The 22,932-nt window shown below is 62.8% G+C and carries 18 protein-coding genes and 1 pseudogene; 10 read left to right on the top strand and 9 right to left on the bottom strand.

Annotated features, from left to right (window positions below):
* Positions 1 to 258: 258 nt before the first annotated feature.
* Positions 259 to 3,387, bottom strand: coding sequence for an efflux RND transporter permease subunit (locus VBE63_RS16755; protein ID WP_323684172.1), 3,129 nt, complete (start codon positions 3,385 to 3,387; stop codon positions 259 to 261).
* A gap of 306 nt (positions 3,388 to 3,693) precedes the next feature.
* On the bottom strand, positions 3,694 to 5,067 hold the full coding sequence (locus VBE63_RS16750; protein ID WP_323684171.1) for an efflux RND transporter periplasmic adaptor subunit: 1,374 nt from the start codon (positions 5,065 to 5,067) through the stop codon (positions 3,694 to 3,696).
* Positions 5,068 to 5,298: 231 nt separating this feature from the next.
* Here VBE63_RS16750 and VBE63_RS16745 point away from each other — a divergent pair, with 231 nt between their 5' ends.
* Entirely contained in the window at positions 5,299 to 5,697 is a 399-nt protein-coding gene (locus tag VBE63_RS16745; RefSeq protein WP_323684170.1) for a c-type cytochrome, read from the top strand.
* A gap of 95 nt (positions 5,698 to 5,792) precedes the next feature.
* On the opposite strand, the gene VBE63_RS16740 is transcribed toward VBE63_RS16745, so the two are convergent.
* The 3 genes from VBE63_RS16740 to VBE63_RS16730 all read right to left on the bottom strand — a co-directional run bounded on the left by VBE63_RS16740 (position 5,793) and on the right by VBE63_RS16730 (position 9,091).
* Positions 5,793 to 6,488, bottom strand: a complete 696-nt coding sequence (locus VBE63_RS16740) for a 3'-5' exonuclease (protein ID WP_323684169.1) — start codon at positions 6,486 to 6,488, stop codon at positions 5,793 to 5,795.
* A complete protein-coding gene (locus VBE63_RS16735; RefSeq protein WP_323684168.1) occupies positions 6,485 to 8,422 on the bottom strand; it encodes a DUF294 nucleotidyltransferase-like domain-containing protein in 1,938 nt (645 codons plus the stop codon). Before VBE63_RS16735 ends, VBE63_RS16740 begins: the two co-directional genes overlap by 4 nt.
* A 99-nt stretch (positions 8,423 to 8,521) precedes the next feature.
* Entirely contained in the window at positions 8,522 to 9,091 is a 570-nt protein-coding gene (locus tag VBE63_RS16730; protein ID WP_323684167.1) for a MarR family winged helix-turn-helix transcriptional regulator, read from the bottom strand.
* Between the two features lie 313 nt (positions 9,092 to 9,404).
* On the opposite strand from VBE63_RS16730, the gene VBE63_RS16725 reads away from it, so the two are divergent.
* Both VBE63_RS16725 and VBE63_RS16720 read left to right on the top strand, forming a co-directional pair.
* The gene (locus VBE63_RS16725; RefSeq protein WP_323684166.1) at positions 9,405 to 10,217 is read left to right on the top strand and encodes a class I SAM-dependent methyltransferase; all 813 of its coding nucleotides are present in this window, start codon (positions 9,405 to 9,407) and stop codon (positions 10,215 to 10,217) included.
* Positions 10,214 to 11,059 carry an SAM-dependent methyltransferase gene (locus VBE63_RS16720; RefSeq protein WP_323684165.1) on the top strand — a complete coding sequence of 282 codons (846 nt, stop codon included), beginning with the start codon at positions 10,214 to 10,216 and terminating at the stop codon, positions 11,057 to 11,059. Before VBE63_RS16725 ends, VBE63_RS16720 begins: the two co-directional genes overlap by 4 nt.
* A gap of 71 nt (positions 11,060 to 11,130) precedes the next feature.
* On the opposite strand, the gene adk is transcribed toward VBE63_RS16720, so the two are convergent.
* From adk to VBE63_RS16700, 4 genes are all read right to left on the bottom strand, one after another.
* On the bottom strand, positions 11,131 to 11,796 hold the full coding sequence (adk, locus tag VBE63_RS16715) for an adenylate kinase (protein WP_323684164.1): 666 nt from the start codon (positions 11,794 to 11,796) through the stop codon (positions 11,131 to 11,133).
* A gap of 101 nt (positions 11,797 to 11,897) precedes the next feature.
* Complete coding sequence (locus tag VBE63_RS16710) at positions 11,898 to 12,842, bottom strand: alpha-E domain-containing protein (protein WP_323684163.1); 945 nt, start codon at positions 12,840 to 12,842, stop codon at positions 11,898 to 11,900.
* Between the two features lie 64 nt (positions 12,843 to 12,906).
* On the bottom strand, positions 12,907 to 14,424 hold the full coding sequence (locus VBE63_RS16705) for a circularly permuted type 2 ATP-grasp protein (RefSeq protein WP_323684162.1): 1,518 nt from the start codon (positions 14,422 to 14,424) through the stop codon (positions 12,907 to 12,909).
* 93 nt (positions 14,425 to 14,517) lie between these two features.
* Positions 14,518 to 15,066 (bottom strand): cytochrome b, encoded by a 549-nt coding sequence (locus tag VBE63_RS16700; protein WP_323684161.1) that lies wholly within the window; start codon positions 15,064 to 15,066, stop codon positions 14,518 to 14,520.
* 642 nt (positions 15,067 to 15,708) lie between these two features.
* On the opposite strand from VBE63_RS16700, the gene VBE63_RS16695 reads away from it, so the two are divergent.
* From VBE63_RS16695 to VBE63_RS16665, 7 genes and pseudogenes are all read left to right on the top strand, one after another.
* Positions 15,709 to 16,665, top strand: coding sequence for an AAA family ATPase (locus VBE63_RS16695; RefSeq protein WP_323684160.1), 957 nt, complete (start codon positions 15,709 to 15,711; stop codon positions 16,663 to 16,665).
* A 19-nt stretch (positions 16,666 to 16,684) separates the two neighbouring features.
* Positions 16,685 to 17,602, top strand: coding sequence for a DUF58 domain-containing protein (locus VBE63_RS16690; protein WP_323684159.1), 918 nt, complete (start codon positions 16,685 to 16,687; stop codon positions 17,600 to 17,602).
* A gap of 46 nt (positions 17,603 to 17,648) precedes the next feature.
* Complete coding sequence (locus tag VBE63_RS16685; RefSeq protein WP_323684158.1) at positions 17,649 to 18,329, top strand: DUF4381 domain-containing protein; 681 nt, start codon at positions 17,649 to 17,651, stop codon at positions 18,327 to 18,329.
* Entirely contained in the window at positions 18,329 to 19,396 is a 1,068-nt protein-coding gene (locus tag VBE63_RS16680) for a VWA domain-containing protein (protein ID WP_323684157.1), read from the top strand. Before VBE63_RS16685 ends, VBE63_RS16680 begins: the two co-directional genes overlap by 1 nt.
* The gene (locus VBE63_RS16675; RefSeq protein WP_323684156.1) at positions 19,389 to 20,453 is read left to right on the top strand and encodes a vWA domain-containing protein; all 1,065 of its coding nucleotides are present in this window, start codon (positions 19,389 to 19,391) and stop codon (positions 20,451 to 20,453) included. The genes VBE63_RS16680 and VBE63_RS16675 overlap by 8 nt, the downstream gene beginning before the upstream one ends.
* Positions 20,450 to 22,012 (top strand): tetratricopeptide repeat protein, encoded by a 1,563-nt coding sequence (locus VBE63_RS16670; protein WP_323684155.1) that lies wholly within the window; start codon positions 20,450 to 20,452, stop codon positions 22,010 to 22,012. Before VBE63_RS16675 ends, VBE63_RS16670 begins: the two co-directional genes overlap by 4 nt.
* Positions 22,006 to 22,932, top strand: a pseudogene (locus VBE63_RS16665) (hypothetical protein); the annotation flags it as partial. The gene VBE63_RS16670 and the pseudogene VBE63_RS16665, both read left to right, overlap by 7 nt.

The following is a 22,932-nucleotide window of genomic DNA, read 5'->3' as shown; positions in this document are numbered from 1 at the left end:
TCTTTACAGCAGATGTGACACATGTTCGACTTTACATAATATACATTATGCGCATACCCAGGGGCCGATCCGACGCCAGGTTACACCCATCGGCAACAGTCCGGTCGTCGAGGGAATTAGGCGTTTACCCGCGCTGCGTTCGGCGATCCGCAGACTGGGCGCCAACAGCGTGGAGTCATCTCGGGCAGTTGCGCCAAGCGCTGGCTTGATGGGGGGCGAACTTTACGCCGGATTTGATCCGGCTGTTGCGCGCTGCATCTAGCCCTTACGCAACCCCCGCTGCCGCCACAACAGATAGATCGCCGGGATCACGAACAGGCTCAGCAGCGGCGCGGTGATCATGCCGCCGACCATCGGCGCTGCAATACGGCGCATGACCTCGGAGCCGATGCCGCCGATCAGCATGATGGGCAACAGCCCAGCGAAGATGGTCGCCACCGTCATCGCCTTGGGCCGGATGCGCAGCACAGCGCCCTCCTCGATCGCGCCTTTGAGCTCATCAACGCTCGTCAGCCGGCCCTCCTTGCGCCATTGCTTCAGCGCATTGTCGAGATACACCAGCATCACCACACCGAACTCAGCAGCAACGCCGGCCAGGGCGATGAAACCGACCGCGACCGCCACCGAGAGGTTGTAGTCGAGCAGATAGATCAACCAGAAGCCGCCGACCAATGAGAACGGCAGCGACAACATGACCAATAACGCCTCGCCGCCGCTGCGGAAGGCCAGATAGAGCAGCAGGAAGATGATCGCCAGGGTCACCGGTACCACCTGATTCAGCCGCTCCCGCGCCCGCTCCATGTATTCGTACTGACCGGACCAGGCCAGCGAATAGCCGGGCGGCAGCGCGACATCCTCGGCCACCACCTGCTTGGCCTCCTCGATCCAACTGCCGAGATCGCGCCCGCGAATATCGACGAAGGTCCAGCCGTTCAGTCGCCCGTTCTCGCTCTTGAGCATCGGCGCGCCGTCGGTGATGACGACCTCGGCCACCTGCGCCAGCGGAATCTGGGCGCCGGTTGGGGTGACGATCGGCAGTTCGCGCAATTCCTGCACGCTGTCGCGCTGCTCGCGAGGGAAGCGCAGATTGACAGGGTAGCGCTCGAGACCCTCGACGGTTTGGGTCAGGTTCACCCCGCCGATGGCCGCCGCGACGACACGATTGATGTCGCTGACATTGAGTCCAACCCGCGCTGCCGCCAATCGATCAGGCCGGATCTCGACATAGCGGCCGCCGGCGACCCGCTCCGAGAACGCCGAAGCCGTGCCTTCCACCTGCAGCACCGCGCGCTCCACCGCTTGCCCGATGCGCTCGATCTCGGACAGATCCGGCCCGGCGATCTTGACCCCAACCGGCGTCTTGATGCCGGTCGCGAGCATATCGATGCGGGTCTTGATCGGCATCACCCAGGCGTTGGTCAGGCCCGGCAGATCGACGGTCGCATCCAGCTCCTCGATCAGCTTGTCGACCGTCATCCCCTCGCGCCACTCGGACTCCGGTTTGAGCTGAATCAGCGTCTCGATCATGGTCAAGGGTGCCGGATCGGTCGCGGTGTCGGCGCGCCCGATCTTGCCGAATACCCGCTCGACCTCGGGCAGTGTTGCGATCAGCCGATCGGTCTGCTGCAACAACTCCTGCGCCTTACCGATCGAGAGCCCGGGCAGCGTCGTCGGCATGTACATCAGATCACCTTCGTAGAGATCTGGCATGAACTCAGAGCCAAGCCGCGACAGCGGGATCAGGGTGCTGACCAGCACCAGCAAGGCCGCCAGCAGGGTCGTGTAGGGCCAGCGCAGCACCGCCCGCAGCAACGGCCGATAGAGCCAAATGAGCAAACGGTTGAGCGGATTGCGCATCTCGTTCGGGATGCGTCCGCGCACCAGATAACCCATCAGCACCGGCACCAGGGTCACCGCCAACCCGGCCGCCGCCGCCATCGCATAGGTCTTGGTAAAGGCCAGCGGCGCAAACAAGCGCCCCTCCTGCGCCTGCAGCGTAAACACCGGCAGGAAGCTCAGCGTAATGATCAGCAACGAGAAGAACAGCGCCGGGCCGACCTTGCCCGCCGCCTCGCCGATCACCTGCCAATGTTGCTCACCACGCGGGCGTTCGCCATGCTCCGCCTCGTAGCGCTCCAGATGCTTGTGCGCGTTCTCGATCATCACGATCGCCGCATCCACCATCGCCCCGATCGCGATCGCGATGCCGCCGAGCGACATGATGTTGGCGTTGATACCCTGCAGCTGCATGATGATGAACGCCACCAGGATGCCGAGCGGCAGACTGATGATCACCACCAACGATGAGCGCAAATGCAGCAAGAAGGCCACGCAGACCAGCGCAACGACGATAAACTCCTCGATGAGTTTGGTCTGCAGATTGTCGACCGCACCCAGAATCAGCTCTGAGCGATCATAGGTCTCGACGATCTCGACCCCCTCGGGCAGCCCCGCGCTCAGCTCATCGAGCCGTGCCTTCACCGCCTCAATGGTCGCCAACGCATTCTCGCCCGAGCGCATCACGATGATGCCGCCCGTGATCTCGCCCTCGCCGTCCAGATCCGCCACCACCCGACGCATCTCCGGGCCGATCTGCACCCGCGCGATATCGCGCAGCAGCACTGGCGTACCCTCCGGCGTGCTATGCACCGCGATCAGCTCGATATCCTCAAGCGAGGTCAGATAGCCGCGCGTGCGCACCATGTACTCCGCCTCGGCCAGCTCCAGCACCGAGCCGCCGACCTCGCGATTGGCGTTCTGCACCGCGTCCATCACCCGCTGCAGCGGGATGCCATAGGCGCGCAGTTTCTCCGGATCGACGACGATCTGGTACTGCCGCACCATGCCGCCGACCGTCGCCACCTCCGAGACACCCGGCACCGACTGCAATTCGAACTTCAAGAACCAGTTCTGCAGACTAGTCAGCTCCGCCAGATCATGCTGCCCGGTGCGATCCACCAGCGCATAGCTATAGACCCAGCCCACCCCAGTCGCATCCGGCCCAATGCGCGGCTGCACGCCATCCGGCAAGGCGGCCGCAGCCTGATTCAGATACTCCAGCACCCGCGCCCGCGCCCAATACAGATCAGTGCCGTCCTCGAAGATCACATAGACGAACGAATCACCAAAGAAGCTGAAGCCGCGCACGACCTTCGCGCCTGGCACCGACAGCATCGTCGTCGTGATTGGATAGGTCACCTGCTCCTCGACTACCCGCGGCGCCTGCCCCGGGAAGCTGGTCTTAATGATCACCTGCACATCGGACAGGTCTGGGATCGCATCCAAAGGCGTCTGCTTCACCGCCAGGAAGCCCCAACCGGTCAGTATCACCGCTGCCAGCAGCACCAGAAAACGATTCTGAATCGACCACAGGATGACGGACTTCATAGCACAGCCCCATGAGTCGGAAATGACCCATCCCGTCGAATGCCACTGCCACCATCAAGCACAACGCCGCCCGATGCAAAGCCAGCACCAACGCCCACAAGGGGCGGCCGGGTAGCGCCCGGCGGGGGTGTGCGCAGCAAGGATGCTGCGCTCAAGCCTCCAAGGACGGATTCACGGCGTCCCCCGCCGGGCGCTACCCGGTCGCCCAGACCGCCACGCTCAAGGCCCTGCTCCCCCGGCATTGACGGCAACACCAGCGCAAAAAGAAAACCAGAGCATCCAGAAACAGCAACCGCCTCGACAGCATCAATGGTGAGCATGCGACCCTCCCGCGGCCATCCCGCCATCAGCACCGCCATCCTCAGACGCACCCGATCCACCACCCTCGGACATCCGCCGAAAGCTCGCCTGCAGATTCGACTCCGAATCGATCAAGAACTGCCCAGATAGGACGATCTCATCACCCTCCTCCAACCCGGACAGAATCTCGACCTCCCCAGCCCGCTGCATCCCAGTGACCACATCCACCGGCTGGAACCGCCCATCCCCAAGCACTGTCACCACCGCCTCGCGCTCGCCGGTCACAATCAGCGCCTCAGCCGGAATCTTCAGCACCTCGCGCTTCGGCCCACCATAGATCACAACATTGGCAAACATATTCGGCTTCAACGCTAGATCCGGGTTCTCGAACACCAGCCGCACCCGCAGCGTTCGCGATACCGGATCTAGCTCTGGATAGAGATAATCGACCTCGCCCTCCCAAGTCCGCCCCGGCCGCGCCGGCACCCGCATCTCAGCCGACAGCCCCTCAGCCAGCCAATCGATCTGAGACTCGTAGATGTCGACCATCACCCAGACCTGACTCAGATCGGCAATGGTGAACATCTCGCTCGACTCGGTCACATACATCCCATCACGAGCCATCATCTGCGTGACGATGCCATCGATTGGCGCCCGGATCGGCACCCGATTGCGCGCCTCGCCACTGCGTTCGATCGCCGTGATCACATCATCCGGCACATCGAGCAGCCGCAAGATATTGCGCGCCTTATCCGCACTGACCCGGCGCCGATCAGCGGCATTGCGATCCTGCGCCAGCAGAAAATCCACCTGCGCGTTCAGAATCGCCGGTGCATAAAGCTCGGCGAGTTCCTGCCCCGCCCGCACCGGCTCACCCTCGGCGCGCAGGCTCAGCGACTCGATCCAGCCCTGAGCCCGCGGATGCACATGCGCCAGCCGCGTCTCATCGTAGGCAACGCGCCCCAACGTCTCGATGTACTTCCAGAGCGTGCCACGCTCGACCGCTGCAGTGCGCACCCCAAGCGTCTGCACGACCGCCGGCGTCAAGGCCACCTCTGGATACTTGCCGGTCATCGGGTCCATCAGCTTTTTGACCAGATTCATGCCGCAGATCGGGCAAGTGCCCTCCTCGTCACGGATGATCTGCGGATGCATCGGGCAGACGTATTTCGGATCGAGGTGTTTCGCCGCATGCTCCAGCGGCGAATCATCGGCGGCTTCAGCGACTGACTCACTGGGGGTCTCCGACGCACTGGTGGTCTTGGTCTCGGCGCCAAGCTCAGGACCACAACCCGCAAGACAGATCGCGATGACCAGAGCGAAGAAAACGGCCCCTAGCGCGCGGCCCTCAGGCAGACGACAAAACAGGAAGGTCAACATCGGGGTCTCCAGTCAGGCAGTTTCGCCCGAAACCGCTTGCTCACTGAGCGGCCTAGGGGCTGGATGGACGACGGCCAGTGAGCACCGTCCACAGGGCTCTCTCCTGTTGTGGCATCCTAGCCGCCACAGATCAACTGCCCCGCCTGCCGTCAGCCGCGCATGCGCGGGCCTGCGCGACCGCTGAATTGCCAAAAAGGCCAGGACAGAATGACGATTTTGAGCCCGCTGCGATTGACCTTGACCGGTCTCACCTTCATCACCGCCGCCGTCACTCAAGGCTGTGGCCCCGGATCATCAGAGCCAGCGGCCGGCTTTGAGATGCCCCGCTTCGCCGATCCGGTGCTGGCCGAGGGGCGCTCGGTCTGGATGGGTACCTGCCGTGCCTGCCATCTACTAGGTGCTGCCAGCGCGCCAGCCGTGACTGATTATGCGAACTGGGAGCCACGCATCGCCAAAGGCCTGCAGACCCTCTTCAACGGTCCTATGCATGGCATCAAGGGCGAGGATGGCCAGTACAAGATGCCACCACGCGGCGGCAATGATCGCCTGACCGACCGACAGATCGAGGTAGCGGTTGAATACATGGTCGCCTCGGTCGAGTACCTGCACCAGCAAACATTGAGCCCCTAGCGGGTTGAACACCACGCCCTGGTGACGCCTGACCTTGACAACAGGTGGATGGTTAGACGACCGCAATGGGTCGCGGATCGCCTTCCGCCGGGGAATTAAGCCTGGGGTGTCGAGGGTGTCGGCTGATGCAAAAGCGCCGCCAGGGTATTGCGGCCAGAGCGTTCGGCAACGCGAAGCAGTCGCAGAAACACCAGCGCCGTCAGGAAGGCGTCGCCAGGCGCCGTGTGGCGACCGTGCGGCACGACCCCAAAGAAACGGCAGAGCCCATCCAGTGAGAGATCCTCAAGACCTGGCTCCGGGCCAAAGGCACCATCGTCCAGCAAGGCCAGCATCAGCTGGCCGGTGTCCAAATGACGATTCCGCAGCCGATCATCGGCATGGCGCGCCAGTGCAGCATCGATCATCGCCAGATCATGGCCAATATGGTGACCAACGATGACCCCATCGCTGAGATAGCGCAACAGCGCCGAGAGCGCTTCCGATTCGTCCAGTGCATGCTGCGTCTCGCTGCGCGTGATCCCGTGCACCAAGGTCGCCGCCGTATTGAAGCGCACCCGCAGCAGCACCTCGAGCCGATCACCGAGATCAAGCTCCCCCTCAGTCACCCCAATCGCACCGATGCTGACGATCCGGTGACGCTTTGGATCAAGCCCGGTGGTCTCGCAGTCGAGCACGCAGAAGCGCACTTGCTTCAGCCCATCATCATCGCTCCAGCTCTGCTTGAAGGCAGCACGGTAGTCGGCAAGCAGGGGCTCGAGGGCTGCCTTTTCAGGCCTCTCAAGCCCCCTCATCGGCGTCGCTCCGCGCCGTAACGCTTGCCCATGTACTCCATCAGCTGAAGCACGGTCCGAAAGCCGGCCTTGAGCAGATTTTGCTCGAGCCGCGTCAAGGTGGTCGGCTCGACCTGACTGCCATCACAATGCCCGCAGAACCCTGCGCGTGTGCGATAGAACAGCGCATTGCGGAAGGCAGCGATCGTCTCATTGATCAGTGCTGCCGCATCCGCATCATCAGGCGTCAGCGCCTGTAGACGTTCGAGCGTGCCGACGGGATGATCGATGCCGGCATCAAGCGCCAACGCCCGCGCCAGATCAGCCACGGGCTGCAAGGCAGCGCGTTGCAGGTCTAGGGTTTCCGTGTAACGCCCATCGTCATCAATCACCAAGCCGCGAAAGAAGGTCAGCGGCGGTAGATTGGCCATGGAATCCGCCACCAGCAGGGGCACGAAGCCGGTGGTTTGATCCTTTTCGCTGTGGATGTGCTGCTGCAAACGGGTCACCAGGGTACAGTCGCCATGCACCGGGCGCAGATCGAAAAACGAGGTCGCACGGTAGACACAGCTCTCAATCGGCTCATGAATCCAATGGCTGAAGCCGATCTCCCACTCGTTGATGGAGCGGCAGGCACTGGGATGGCCGGAGACAATGCCTTTTGCGGTACTGACAAAACCGCAGGCGGCCAAGGCCGAGCTGACCCGACGCCCAAGCTCGAGGAAATAGCTGCGTGCGATGCGTCGCTGGTCGGGCTCGGGCTCGTCGTAGATCAGTCCGTGGTCGAGGTCGTAGAGGGTTGTCAGCTCGCCGCGGCCGGCCGAGCCGAAGAACACCCAGCAGTGCTTAAGATCCGGTATCGCATGGCCTTCGGTAAGCAAGGCACCTTCCACCAGGACCACCACCCGACGCAGCACGGCGGCATAGAGCGCGGTCGCCATCGGCGCTAACCAGCGCAAGGCCTCGGCATCGGTGAGACCGCTGGCCAGGAAGGCCTGTCCCTGAGCCAAGAGGCGAGACAGCTCATAGATGCCACCCGCACGCGACATATCCTCAACGATGGCGAGCGGCGCCGCGGCTTCGATCCGCGTCAGATCACGCCGCGCCAGCACCGAGCACACCTGGCCCTGATGCGAGCCATCCTCGGTCAGCACCAGATGCTCGGCCTGGAGTTCGAGCATCCGGGTCAGATAGGCCCCAGCGGGCAAGCCAAGCCTCAGCGTATCCATGACCGGTGCCATCAGCTGCATCGCCGGGGCGTCGAGCGGCAGTTCACCGCTCGCGACCCGGTCGCTGAGCGCGCGTGTTGAGATCAGCCCCCGTGGCACGCCCTGCGCATCCAGGACCACCGCCGCCGCACCGGGCGGTTGATCAGCCAAGCTCGCGGCCACGGCACGCACCGGAGTCTCGAGCCCACAGGTGACCGCTGGCGGCAATGTTTCGACCCGTTTCGCCATCCAATCCACCGGTCGGCGACCCATGCGGAGCTCATCGGAGCGCGCGGTATCGCCCTCGAGTCCCGGCGGCGCGATCGCCACCGTGAAATAGGCAGCCAGGTAATGACTGGCGCGCGGATGCCGCTTGATCTGCTCCCAAAGCAGCGTGGCGGGTAACGCATAGAGGATGACTTCGGTCTCAGTCCGCGCGGTGTAGGTATGCTCGGAGATACCGAGATAGCGACCAACGCCCAGTAGATCACCCTCACCGCGAACATCCCGCAGAATCTCCTTGGCGCCGCTCTCATCGTGGTCGACCAAGCGCACGACCCCCTGCTGGATCACATAGACATAGGGCCGGCGCTTCTGACCGCGCTCGAACACCAGCTCGCCGTCTTCATGAAAGAGGACGCGGCCGCCTTCGACCAGCTCGAGCAGCTCGGACTCGTCGAGATACTGGAAGGGTGGATGGCGGCGCAGGAAATCGGCGACGCGGTAAGCGATGCTAGCGGTCTTCACGGGCTCGCTGTGTGCAAAAGGTTGGCGCGGCGAAGGCGACCGCGAGCGGCATACTAGCCGAAGTCGGCGCGCAAGGTGCATTGACGCGGTTCACCAGCGTCAAACCCCAGGAGGGCCAAGCTCTGGCGTCATCACAGCAGCAGCATTGGCATCGCTGATCTCGGTGATCGCGGACTCGTCATCGGCCGCAACCGGTCCGGCTGTCAGCACGGGCGATGCATCCAGCTGCTCGACCCCCATCAGGGTGGTGATGCGCTGCAGTGAGGAGATCAGCAGACTCTGCTCCCACTCTTCAAGCGCCTGGAAACGCTGCACAAAGGCCTCCTGCAGCAACGGCGGCGAGCGCGCCATAATGGTGACCGCCTTCTCGGTAGCACGCACCATGACCCGACGCCGATCTTCTTGGCTTCGCTCGCGCACCACCAGCTCTCGGCTCTCCAGCCGGTTCAGGATATCCGTCACCGTCGCCTGGCTCAGGCTGACACGCTTCGCCACCGCGCCTACCGGCGCTTCATCCAGACTGATGATGGCCTTCAACACCAAGGCCTGTGGCGCAGTCAGCCCGTGACTGCGCTCCAACTGCCTGGAATGGAGCCCAACGGCCCGGATAACTCGCCGCAAGGCAACCAACACGTCATCACAGCGACTCTCCAGGGTCGTCATCGTCATCAATCCGCCAACATTCGCTCACAAAATAAATCTCAAGGGCACTCAATGTGCTGATGAGCACTAAGAAACAATTTCATATCAGTTGTTTAACGCATCGAGCAACCAGCATCTAGGCCAAAAATCCCATCACTGGCGTTCCAAAAGCTTCGGGCACAATGTATCATCAGACCCTCTTCGCCGTTCTTTCGGGCTGCCCTAACGCAGTACAGGACGGCAGCCTCTGCTCGCGACCCGATCTCGATGCCACGCCGTGCCTTGCAAGCGCGTGCGTCAGTTCCGCGTGTCGCGCAGCCCATCATTCGGGAGCCAGACCATGCAACAACAAATGACTCGACAAGATTACGGTGATGATCCGCTCGCCGTCCGCGACAGCGAAAAATACCAAGAAGAATACATCGAGACCTTCGTTGACAAGTGGGACGAGCTGATCGACTGGGACGGTCGCGCCAACGCCGAAGGCCAATTCTTTATCGAGCAACTGCGCGAGCGCGGTGCCAAAAAGGTCCTCGACGTCGCCACCGGCACCGGTTTCCACTCGGTTCAGCTCCTCGAGGCCGGATTTGAGGTCACCAGTGCCGACGGCAGCCCCGTGATGCTGGCCAAGGCGTTCGAGAATGCGCGCCGCCGAGGCCACATCCTGCGGACCATTCATGCCGACTGGCGCTGGCTGAATCAGAGCGTTCACGACCTCTACGACGCGGTGATCTGCCTCGGCAACTCCTTCACCCACCTGCACGAAGAGCTCGATCGGCGCAAGGCCTTGGCGGAATTCTATGCCACCCTGCGCCACGACGGCGTGCTGATCTTGGATCAGCGCAACTATGATGCCCTGCTCGACCATCAGGTGAAGCCGACGCACAACTATTACTACTGCGGCGACAGCGTGCGCGCTGAGCCCGAGCACGTCGATGAGTCACTCGCACGCTTCAAATACAGCTTCGGCGACGGCTCCAGCTTCCACCTGAACATGTACCCGCTGCGCAAGACCTATGTGCAACGGCTGATGCGAGAAGTGGGCTTCCAGCGGGTCGATACCTACGGCGACTTCCAAGAGACCTATCGCGAGGCCGAGCCGGATTTCTTCATCCATCTCGCCGAGAAGGCCTATCTTGGAGGCAACGGATGAGTCAACAGTATTCAGAGGCCGTCGAGACCGCCCGCGGTTACTACAACAGCGAGGATGCGGACAATTTCTATTTCCACGTCTGGGGCGGTGAAGACATCCACATCGGACTCTATGAGAGCGCCGACGAGCCCATTGCAACCGCCTCGGCAAGGACTGTCGAGCGCATCGCCGATCGCATCGCCACGCCACTGTCAGAGCCAGACGCGCGTGTCATCGACCTCGGTGCTGGCTATGGCGGCGCCGCGCGCCACCTCTCTAAGCGTTTCGGCTGCCAGGTTCTAGCGCTGAATCTCAGCGAGGCCGAGAACCAGCGTGATCGGCAGATGAATCAGGCGGCAGGTCTCGACCATTTGATCGAGGTCGTCGATGCGAGCTTCGAGGAGATTCCAGCCCCGGATGCCAGCTTCGACGTCGCCTGGTCACAGGATGCCATCCTCCACTCAGGCCATCGCGACAAGGTCATGGATGAGGTCGATCGGGTCTTGAAGCCCGGCGGCGAGTTGATCTTCACCGACCCGATGCAGGCCGACGACTGCCCCGAAGGGGTGCTACAGCCGATCTTTGACCGCATCCATCTGACGAGCCTCGGCTCCTTCGCCTTCTATCGCGCCCAGGCGAAGCGGCTCGGCTGGGAAGAAGTTGAGGTGGTTGATCTCACGGAGAACCTCATCACCCACTACGGACGGGTTGCCGACACCCTACGCGAGCAGCGCGATACCCTCAAAGGCAAGGTCTCGGATGACTACGTGGAGCGCATGCTGACCGGACTCGGCCACTGGGTCGAGGGCGGGCGCAATGGCTACCTGAGCTGGGGCATTATGCACTTCCGCAAGCCCGCCTGAACATGCGCAGCCGGATGAAGGAGAACCACAGATGTGTCTGTATCGATGTCCATCTGTGGTTCTGAGCCTGCCTAGCCGGCGTGCGCTTCCAACCCAGCAATGATCTTGTCCCTGATCGCATCGACGCCACCCACGCCAGCCACGCGTAGGTAGCTTGGCGCGCCCTCACCGCCCTTCTCGGCCCAAGCTGAGTAATAGGCGATCAGAGGCTCGGTCTGGTCGTGATAAACCTTGAGCCGTGCGCGCACGGTCTCCTCCTTGTCATCATCGCGTTGCACCAGTGCCTCGCCCGTCTCGTCGTCCTTGCCTTCTTCCTTGGGCGGGTGATATTCGATGTGATAGGTCCGCCCCGAGGCCGGGTGCACGCGGCGTCCGGCCATGCGTTTGACGATCTCCTCGTCCGGAACATCGATCTCGACCACAGCGTCGATCCGCACCCCCACCTCCTTCAAGGCATCGGCCTGGGCCAAGGTTCGCGGGAAACCATCGAACAGGAACCCGTTCTCGCAGTCTGGCTCGCTGATCCGCTCCTTAACCATGCCCATGATGATCTCATCAGAGACCAGACCTCCCTCGTCCATGATCTTCTTCGCCGCCAGCCCAAGCTCGGTGCCCGCATTAACGTGGGAGCGCAGCATGTCGCCAGTGGAGATCTGCGGAATGTTGAACTGTTTTTTGATGAAGCCCGCCTGAGTGCCTTTTCCAGCACCCGGCCCGCCAAGCAGGATGACGCGCATGAACTTTTGCCTCTCGTGGTGATCAGTCGACCAAGTAGGCTGCCACAGCGGCGGCGCCACGGCAATTGCGGCGCGCAATCACCGATGCCAGCAGCCTGTCTTCAGGCCGCACCCGCTGAGACGAGCGGCGGAAACCAAGTCTGCGCGATCTCTTCGTGGAGGTCACCGATACCCAACTGAAGCTCATCGACGAACTCATGCAGATCCTTTTGGCTAAAGCGCTCCGGCTCGGCCGCATCCAGCGCGCGCGACAGGCGCCCATTGACACGCAGACAGGCCTCGTTGCGTGGTAGACGCTCAAGACAGGTACGGCTGTGGTCGATGCACCAGCGCAGCGAGCGGGGAAATCTGGGGCTCTTGAAGATAAAGCCGAGCACCGGCCCGCGTTGGACCCGGATCTGTGTGCTACGGCGATACATCTGATAGGCGGTGAGGGATTTCAGTACGCTGACCCACTGAATGTTGTCATAGGGGCGCACCTCGTCGGCATCCGGTAGCAGGGCGGCCGAATGCACATCGGCGATTCGCGTGGTCATATCCGCACGCTCGATATAGCGGCCCAAGCTCAAGAACTCGTAGCCCTGATCGTGCAGCATGGTGCCATCCAGCAGGCCATTAATCAGTTGGCTATGGGTGATCAGGCCACGCAGGTAAGGATGGCGACCGTTCTTGGTCAGTCCTTTCTGCAATCCCTCGCGCGCATAGAGGGTCAGGCCATTGATTTGCTCCCAGGCCTCGCGCGGTACGAAGTCGCGGATGGTGCGGCAATTCTCGCGCGCCGCCTCGAGGGCCGAGAGAATCGAGCCTGGGTGGCGCTCATCCCCGAGCAGGAAACGCATCACCTGACGCTCACCGTAGTCTTTGTAATGCTCCTCGAACAGCTCGTGTGCACCGGTGATGTCGACCAGCGGCTTCCAACCGGGCGCGATGCCCTTCGGCAAGTCGAGCAGTAGGTTGGCGTTGACATTGACAATGCGGGCGGTATTCTCGGCGCGCTCGACATAGCGAGCGAGCCAGTAAAGATTCTCGGCGACGCGGGAGAGCATGGCGAATGTGGGTCTTGCTAACGAGGGATACTCTAGAACTCAGGAACGAACACGGGGCTCTGGATCAACCGCCGGAGGTTTGCGATTGCCGCTGACCGGCCTCGCCCTGGGCCTGCTCGTAGGTCTCGGTGGCAGCGTCCTCTGGCAAGATCCAGGTATCCTTGCTGCCGCCACCTTGCGAAGAGTTGACCACTAACGAGCCCTTGCGCAGCGCAACGCGGGTCAGTCCGCCCATGGTCACCTGTTGGCGATCCGCAGACAGGATAAAGGGGCGCAGATCGACGTGGCGCGGCTCCAAACGATCCTTGATCACCGTCGGCACCGTGGACAGCTTCAGGGTGGGCTGAGCGATATAGTTTCGTGGATCTTTCTTGATCGCCGCCGCCATCCGGTCGCGCTCGGCCTGGGTCGAGGCCGGCCCGACCAACATGCCGTAACCGCCCGATTCGTTGGCTGGCTTCACCACCAGCTCCGCCATGTGCTCGAGCACATACTGCAGCGCATCCGGCTCCATGCAGCGATAGGTCGGCACATTGGGCACGATCGGCTCTTGGTCCAGGTAATACTTGATGATCTCGGGGACGAAGGCGTAGACGACCTTATCGTCGGCAACGCCAGCGCCGGGGGCGTTGGCCATCGCGACATTGCCCGCCTTCCAGGCCCGCATCAGTCCGGCAACGCCAAGCGCCGAGTCCTCGCGAAAGGCCTCCGGGTCCAGAAAGAGATCGTCGACGCGGCGGTAGATCACATCCACCCGCGCTGGACCATCGACCGTACGCATATAGCAGCAATCGTCATCATCAACGAACAGATCGCGTCCCTCGACCAATTCCGCGCCCATCTGCTGCGCCAAGTAGGCATGCTCGAAGTAGGCCGAGTTATAGATACCGGGCGTCAATACCACGACCTCCGGGTACTCGGCCGGGCGCGGCGAGAGTGAGGCCAGGGTATCGAACAGCTGCGATGGGTAATCATCCACCGGCAATGGCGCATAGTGATCGAACAGCTCGGGGAAGACCCGCTTGGTCACCAGCCGATTCTCGAGCATGTAAGAGACGCCCGAAGGCACCCGAAGATTGTCCTCCAACACATAGAGCGTGCCATCAGCATCGCGCACCAGGTCGGAGCCACAGATGTGCGCCCAGATACCCAAGGGTGGGTCGATACCGACGCATTGCGGGCGAAAATTGACCGATTTCGCCAATACCTCCTTCGGAAAGACCTTATCTTTGACGATACGCTGATCATGATAGAGGTCGTCGATGAACAGGTTCAGCGCCTGGACGCGCTGCTTCAGCCCAAGCTCAACTTGGCGCCACTCCCGCTCCGGGATCACCCGCGGAATCACATCAAAGGGCCAGGCGCGATCAATCGCCCCGCCCTCCTCTGAATACACCGTGAAGGTGATCCCCATCTCCTTGATCGAGACCTCGGCGGCCAACTGGCGCGCCATCAGCTCGTCACCGCCGAGCGCCTCGATATCAGCGGCTAATGCCTCGACCTCGGGGCGCGGCTCGCCGCGTTCTGCGAGAAGCTCATCGTAAAAGCCATCGCAGTCGTAGTCAGACCAATCGATCTCCATGGGCGCCGTCGTCAACCTCACTACTGTTGCGCCGGGTACATCACCACGGCCGGGAGCCTGATTGTTACCCTTTCAGGCGACAGCGTCCAATGTTCAGGGCAGACTGATGCGTTGCATGATCCCGTCTTTCAGCTTCCAATGCTTGAGGCCAGCAGCGATATGCAGCAAGAGGACCGCCAGCAGCACCGCGCCGCCGATGCCGTGCATCAGGAATAACAGGCCGCCGAGCTCCTTGTTGGCCGGGTCAAGACCAGGCTGCGACCAGCCAAAGAACTGGATCGGAAAACCGCTGGTCGCGGTCGCGAGCCAGCCGCCAACCGGGATGCCGATCAGCAGCAGATACATCAACAGATGGGTCGTGGTACTGATGACGCGTTCAGGGCCAGTGAGCGGTGTCTGATACTCCGGCACCGGCGAGAACCGGAACAGCAGCAAGCGCAACACCACCAGGAAGAACAGCAGGATGCCAAAGCTCTTGTGAGCCATGTAGAAGGTATTGGTGAGCTCGTCCCCGAACAGCGCGTTGACGCCTTCGTAGCCAAGGCCCCAGAAGGTAAAGCCCATCGCCAACAGCCCGAAGATCAACAGGGCGATCAACCAGTGCAGCAACCGCTGCAAGAACGAGTAGCGTGTTTTTGCCATCAGAAGTCTCTCCTTCGTTCATCAAAGTGCCCATTCATTTACCACAAAATGCAACCAGCAACGCAAGGAGGCAGCGCAATCCTTGCCAGTCTCTTTGCTTCCGATTGGCTTCCAATCGCCGAGCAACGAGCCGCGACCGCGGTCAAGCCGATGCGGCTGGTCCATTGAGCGGAGCGCAGATCAAGCACTTAGCGTTTCTTCAACAATCCTGTGGATAACTCTGTGGGAAAGATAGGTGCAAGCCCGTCAAGCACCCGCCTTCTCTGCCCAGAGACAGATTGGTACATTTTTGACCAAGTCCGTAACCTATTGTTTTTCAAAGATGCAAGCCGAGGCACCTGGCAGGCTGAGACTCCCCGAGCAGGAGGCAGACAGCCCGGACGAACCCTGTGCACAACTGAGAGGGTCGAACGCGCAAACAGCCGAATTGTCAACTGCTTTCCGCCCATTCACCGACAGCAAAGGCATCCCCATTCCGGCCGAGCAGCCGCTGAGCAGGTCGTCGCAGGCTTGCGCGACCCGTTCAAACCGCTCAGGATAGCGGGCGCTGCGCGGCGAAGCCTGAGACACATCCGGCAAGCGTCGCGGGCCAACCTGGCTCTATCCGCCTCGCCGCCACTGCAGGAAGTCTCCAAGACCGGTATGACACCAGACGCGCTCAAACCCGTTCGCGACCACATCGCCTCGCGCATCATCGGCCAGCAGCGCTTCGTCGACAGCATGCTGGTCTGCCTGCTCAGCGACGGCCATCTGTTGGTCGAAGGCATGCCTGGCTTGGCCAAGACGACGGCGGTGAAGGCCCTCGCCGATGCCATCGAAGGCGATTTTCATCGCATCCAGTTCACGCCAGACCTGCTGCCCTCGGACCTGATCGGCACCGACATCTACCGCCACGAGAAGGGCGAGTTCGAGTTCCGCGAGGGACCGCTGTTCCACAATGTCTTGCTCGCCGATGAGGTCAACCGCGCGCCGGCCAAGGTGCAGTCCGCGCTGCTCGAAGCGATGGCCGAGCAACAAATCACCGTCGGCCAGCGCACCTATCCGCTGCCAGCGCTGTTCATGGTCCTGGCGACCCAGAATCCGGTCGAGCAAGAAGGCACCTATCACCTGCCCGAGGCGCAGCTCGACCGCTTTCTGATGCAGGCGGTGGTCACCTATCCAACCCGCGACGAGGAACTGCTGATCCTCGAGCTCGACGCCAATGAACAGCAGCGCAGCGAGGTGATTCCGCCCAAGCGACTCAGCCAACAAGAACTGTTCGCCATGCGGCGTGCGGCCTCGGCGATCTATCTCGACCCAAAACTGCTCAGCTATATCGTCGATCTGGTGCAGGCCACGCGCCAGCCGAAGCTCTATGACGATGCCCTCGCGCGCTGGTGCCGCTTCGGCGGGTCACCCCGCGCCAGCATCGCCTTGGCCCGTTGCGCCCGCGCCCGCGCCTGGCTCGATGGCGATGACTTCGTCGCCCCGCACCATATCCAGTTGATCGCCCCCGAGGTGTTGCGCCATCGCCTGCTGCTCACCTTCGAGGCCGAGGCCGAAGGCATCACCACCGATGAATTCATCAACCGACTGCTGAACCTGGTCGCCATCCCTTGATGGCAGGCGGCATCAGCACGTGAGTCTCTATCCTCGCCTCGACGACCTGCTCGAGCTCAGACACCAGGCCCACACCCTTGGCGTCTCCTCGCATCATCTGGTCAACTCGACCTTTGCCGGACTCTATGCCTCGGTGTTCCGTGGCGCCGGGGTCAACTTCGAGGAGGTGCGCGAATACCGCGAGGGCGACGACATCCGCTATATGGACTGGAAGGTCACCGCGCGCATCAATGAGCCGCATCTCAAGGTCTTTCGTGAGGAGCGCGAGCGCAGCGTGGTGCTCTGCGTCGATCGCGGCCCGCACATGGCCTTTGGTACCCGTGGCACCTTCAAGGGCGTGCAGGCGGCGCGGGCTGCGGCACTGATCGGCTGGGCCGCGAGCCGGCTGCAAGACCGGGTGGGCGGCATGGCGTTTGGCGATCCTCAGCAAGGTCTGCACCACTTCCGACCAGCGCGCGGCCGGCGCGCGCTCTGGCAACTGCTGCGCACCTTGACCCTGCCCGGATCGACCGCAAGCGCCTCGATCGACTGCCTCGCCGGGGCGCTGAAGCGCGCCTCCCGTGGTCTGCCAACGGGATCGTTGATCTTCGTCATCGCCGACCTTAACCGCGAGGCACGCAACCTCGAATCAGTACTTGGTAATCTCCGGCAGCGCAGCTCGGTGGTGTTGATCCCGGTTGATGACCCGGCGGACCAAGAGATCCCCGCGATGGGCAAGGTTAGCTTCCGCGGCACCGATGGTCGCCTGATCGAGATCGATACCGATGACCATCAAGCCCGAGCCGCCTACCGCGAGGCCTGGCAGCGCCGCCGCCGAACCTTATCCGCCTTGGCCAACCGTTTGAATATCATCCTGATGCCGATCCACACCGAGCAGGATATCCATACCAGCCTGATCAGCAGCCTGGAGCAGCGAGCACGCTCGCGCGCAGTCTAAGGGGCATGGCTCGTCACCATACAGCCATCGAACAGGAGCAACGCGATTGAATCCTGATCTGCCATCATTGGATCTGCAACCACTGCGCGACATCCACGACGCCCTCGGCAACCCTTGGTGGCCGCTGGCACCGGGCTGGTGGCTATTGCTTGCGCTGGTTGCCGGTATCGTGGCGCTGATCTGGCATTACCGTCGAGCGCGGCCGATCTTGCCTGCGATCCCATTGCTCCAGATCGGCGATTGGCGCTGGGACGCTCGTCGCCAACTGCACCGCCTGCGCCGCGCGCCGCGCGATGCAGCCTTGAAGACACGCCTTGCCGAGCTGTCCGAGCTGCTCAAGCGCATCGCCATGGCACGTCATGGACGCAGTACCTGTGCCGGCCTCCATGGCCAGGCCTGGCTCGACTGGCTCTGCGAGCAAGACCCGGATGGCTTCGACTGGCGTCAACAAGGCCAGCTCCTGATCCACGCACCCTACGCGCCGGATCTCCTCGGATCAGGGTCAGCCAGGAGACTAGAACGACAGCTAGAGCAGCTGATTGCCGCCACCGAGCGCTGGATTACGGCTCCGCGCAAGCAACCCAAGCGCCAAAATGAGGCCAGGCAAGGCCAGTCCGGCGAGCGCCCAATCAGCCAACCGGGCGGCGCTTTTGGCAAGCTCACCAAGGCGTATCAGAGGCTCGCCACGGCATGTCACCGGCGCAAACCGCCTGCAGAGACGGCCTGATGAACGCCTTTGCATTCGCCTGGCCCTGGTTTGGCCTGCTGCTGCCGCTCCCCTTCCTGCTGCCTTGGCTGCTCGCCAGGCTCTGGCCGCGCAATACGGACAGCGCTGCAGCGGCTCAGCCGCAGGTCGAAAGCCAACGCATCACGCTGCTCCACCCCCAGCTTGAGGCGCTCGAGAGCGCCTATCAGGTGCGGCGCCCCGGCCCTGACTTCGCCAGTGGCCTCAGCCGCCTGCTGCTCTACCTGCTCTGGGTCGCCTTGGTGCTCGCCTTGATGCGCCCGCAATGGCTGGTGCCGCACACCGAGGTCAGCACCCCCGGCTATGACCTCATGTTGGCCGTGGATGCCTCCCATTCGATGGACGCCCTCGACTTCAGCGATCGTGGCCAGCAGCTGAACCGGATGCAGGTGGTCAAGGGCGTGATGGGGCGTTTCATCGACGAGCGTGCTGGCGACCGGATCGGGCTGATCATCTTCGGCACCGAGGCCTTTGTGCTCTCGCCACTGACTATCGATCGCTATGCCGTCCGTCAGTTGCTCGACGGGGTCGTTCCAGGCATCGCTGGTGGCAGCACCGCGCTCGGCGATGCCATTGCGCTCGGCGTCAAGAAGCTGCGTCAGCGTCCGGAGGGCTCGCGCGTCATGCTCCTGATCGCCGATGGTGATAACACCGCGGGCAGTTTCCAGCCACTTGAGGCAGCCGGCCTCGCCCGCCTCGCCGGGATTCGCATCTACGTCATCGGGGTCGGCAGCAAGCAGGCGCGCATCCCGATCCTACACCAAGGCAAGATCGAATACTGGGACGACCTGACCATGGACGAGGAGACCTTGCAGCAGATCGCCGATATCACTGGCGGTGCCTATTTCCGCGCCACCAACAGGCTTGCGCTCGAGGAGATCTCCGAGCGTGTTGGCGAACTCGAAAAGACCGAGTCCGAGACCCGCAGGGTGTTCCTGCCCGAACCGCTCTATCGCTGGCCGCTTGGGGTCGCACTGCTCGCGTTGCTCCTGCTCGGTCTCTTCCCGGAGGGTCGGCGGCGTGGTCTGCGGAGGGCAAGCAATGCCTGACACCAGCTTCCACTTGAGTCAGCCGCAATGGTTCTTGGGGCTACTGGCCTTGCCGTTCGTGGCGCTCTGGCTCTGGCGTAGTGCGGCTAAGGCCGCGCGCGGCCCGATCCACCGCTACGCCGACGCGCACCTATTGCCGCATCTGTCCGGGGTCCGCGAGCTGAAGCGCAGCGAGCGCTGGGGCCAGTTCTTCAGCTGGTCCCTACTCTGGCTGCTGTTGCTCACCGCCATGGCTGGCCCACGCTGGGACTACAGCTCGGTTCGGCTCTTTCATCCAGGCAACAATCTGCTGATCCTGCTGGATATCTCAGGCTCCATGGATGCCACCGATACGGCCCCGAGCCGTCTCGGGCGGGCGCGTCAAGAGATCCAAGACCTGATACTGCAGAATCGCGAGCTGCGCCTCGGCCTGATCGCCTTCGCCTCGGTGCCGCACGTGATCTCGCCGGTGACTGAGGACAGCCGCACACTGCTGTTGGCCCTCCCGGCCTTGTCGACCGGGCTGACCCAACTGTCTGGCAGCAGACTGCATGGCGCGCTCGACCGGGCTGAACAACTGCTGGAGGCCTTGCCGGAAGACAGCGCCAAGTCGATGCTGCTGATCTCAGACGGCGACTTCGACGAGCCAGGGCTCGCTGACCGCGTCAGCGCGCTGGCCCAGCGCGGTATGCCACTGCATGTACTCGGTATTGGGACAACCGAAGGTGCCGATGTTCCTGGCGAACGCGGTCCCTTGCTGGCCCCGGATGGGAAGCCTGTGCAGACCCGGCTCGACGCGGACCAACTGCAGATGCTGGCCAATGCCGGCGGCGGTCTCTATCAGCTGGCCGACTATCGAGACGCCGATTCCCAGGCCATCCTCGAGGTGGCCTCGCAGAATCGGCTCCCAGCCAAGATCAGTAATGACCGGACCCGGGTCTGGCATGAACGCTTCTACATTCCGGTCGCTCTGCTCCTGCTGCTCTTGCTGCCGCGTTTTCGCAATTGGCTCGGACCCAAGCCCATGAGCAGCCAGCGCAGCGCAGGCGGCAGTCAAGACAGCGGGAGGCCGACGTGACCGCCTTAGACCGCAGGCTCGGCCTGCTCCCCCCGATCATGGCCGCCATGCTGATCCCAACCCTGGCTCAGGCCGCTTGGTTCAAGAACAGCGAGCAAGCGGCGGTGACAGACTATGAAAATGGCCGCTATGCGGCAGCGGCAGCCAGCTTCAGCGACCCCTTTCGGCGCGGAGTGGCGCTCTATCGCGCGGAACGCTTTGCCGAGGCGGAGGCGGCATTCGCCGAGCCGCAGCGTGACACGGTGCGTCTCGAGGCCGAGTACAACCTTGGCAACGCCCGTTTTGCGCAAGGCGATTTTGCCGGTGCCATTCATGCCTATGAGCAGGTGCTGAGCGTCGCGCCGCGGCACGACGATGCCCTCAACAACCTGGCCCTCGCCCGTGCGCGATTAGCCCGTCTTCAGCAAGAGGCCTTCGCCGAGGAGCAGCAGCCTGAGCCGGACGACGACCAAGAAGACAGCGAACAGACCACAGACAGCGACGAGACCCAAGACGCGAGCGATCAGGGCGCCGATCAGGAACAGGCGACGGATGAGTCCAAGCAACAGGCATCCGAACAGGATGAGGGGCAAGAGCAGTCTGAAGCACAGGACGGAGAGGAACCGCAACAAGGAGACCCTCAAGACCAGGGCGAGCAACAGCAGGCTGAGCAACAGCAGGCTGAGCAAGAGCAGGGCGAGCAGCAGCAGGGGGACCAGCAAGGAGAGCAGCAGGGCCAAGCACCCGGTGGCGGCGAACAGCAAGTTGATGCTGAGGATCAGTCATCCGATGCTGCATCGGATGATCAAGCGTCCGATGAACAGCAGAGCGGCCAGCGCAGCGATGATCAGCAGCAACAGCAAGAGGATGCTCAGGACGGCGAGCAGACTCAGCAGCAGGGCAATCAGCAGGATACCCAGCGCGAGACTGGAGAGTCAGGCAGCGATGACCCCCAAAGCGATGAGCAGGCGAGCGAGCAAAGGGATGACAGGCATCAAGATCACCAAGGCAGTCGCGAGTCTCTAGAGGAGGATCAAGCCTCAGCCAATGACCCCGTCCCTGTGGATGAAGACCGCGACGATCATTCTGCGGGCGATGATGAACCAAGCGACCCAGGACCCGACCAAAGGGATCGCGGTTCCGGTCAGGATCAGGATCAGGATCAGGATCAGGATCAGGATCAGGATCTTGAGCAGAATCAGCATCAGCAGCACCGCGAGCATCGCTCAAGCGGGGCTACTGATCGGCCAGAGGCTAGCGACAAGGCGGAAAGCGGCAACGCCGATCGGGCCAGCGCCGAGCCTGATCTGAGCGCCGCTGATCAGGCTGCGGAATCGGTCGATCGTTTCGATCAGCAGGGTGCCTTGCCCTGGCAGGCGCTGGACCCAGAACAGGGCATCAGCGATCAACCCTCGCTCGATGGCGAGGTTGCTCTCGGCTCCGGAACCGCGATGATCGAGCAACGGCTGCAGCAGGTGGAAGGCGATCCCACACGCTTGATGCGCAACCAATTCCGGCTTGAGGAAGCCAGGCGCCTGCGCGAAAGCGGTGGGCAACTGCGGGAGGCTCGTCCATGGTAGCGCTGCTCGGCCTCAGCATGCTCATCTTGGCGCTAGGCAGCGCAACCGCTGCAGACGGCCTGAAGCCGCAGCCTCTGCCCTGGAATCAGCCGCGACTTGCGCAACAAGGCTATCCGCAACAACCAGAGAGCCCATGGGCCTTTAGGCCCAGGCCACCGACCAACGCCCGTGGCGTCCCACCCTCATCAGCCGCCTCAGGCCAGCAGCCAGCAGCGCCAGGCTATCCGCAGACAGGCGCCTGGCAACAACGGCCAACGGGGTACCCGGGAGCAGGCGCGCCGAGCCACTACCCCGGCGCCGCCTATCCTGCGCAGCAGCCCGGTGGCTACCCAAGCAGCCCCGGCTATCAACCCTACCGGCCGGGCGCAATCGACCAACCAGCGCTCGAGGTCAGGCTGCTCGAGACGCAGCCTTACGTTCAGCAGCCGGTGCTGGTGCGGCTCGATGTGCTCAGCTCCGGCAATCTGGCGACGGCCTCGCCGGAGCTGGCGGGCTTCGATGCGGTTCTGCTCGAGGAGGTCTCCGGACCCACCACCAGCGTCCGCAGCAGCGGCCGGGGACGCCAGATCGTCAACAGCTACCTGCTGGCGGTGACCCCGCTGCGCGAGGGCTTGCTTGAGGTCGGCCCGTTCAAGATCTCTGGCACGCTTGCCGGTGGCCTGCCCTTCTCCGCGGTGGCCGCGGCTCCAAGCCGTCTCGAGGTGCGTCCTCTCGTCGGCTCGGTCCAACCTTGGCTCCCCTTGCAGGCGCTGCAGCTGACCAGGGAGCTCGACGAGTCCACACCGCTCGCCGAAGGCCGGCCAACCACCCTGACCTTGCGGATGCAGTCAACCGGCGGTACCGGTGCTCAGCTGCCCGACCTCGAGCCCATGCTCAGGTCCGATGACTTCCGCGCCTACCGTGAACAGACCATCGTCGAT

Origin of the sequence: Lamprobacter sp. (genome assembly GCF_034860625.1) — a bacterium.
Lineage (GTDB): Bacteria > Pseudomonadota > Gammaproteobacteria > Chromatiales > Chromatiaceae > Lamprobacter.
Note: the sequence above shows the minus strand (reverse complement) of the source record. Positions and strands in the feature narration are given on the sequence as shown.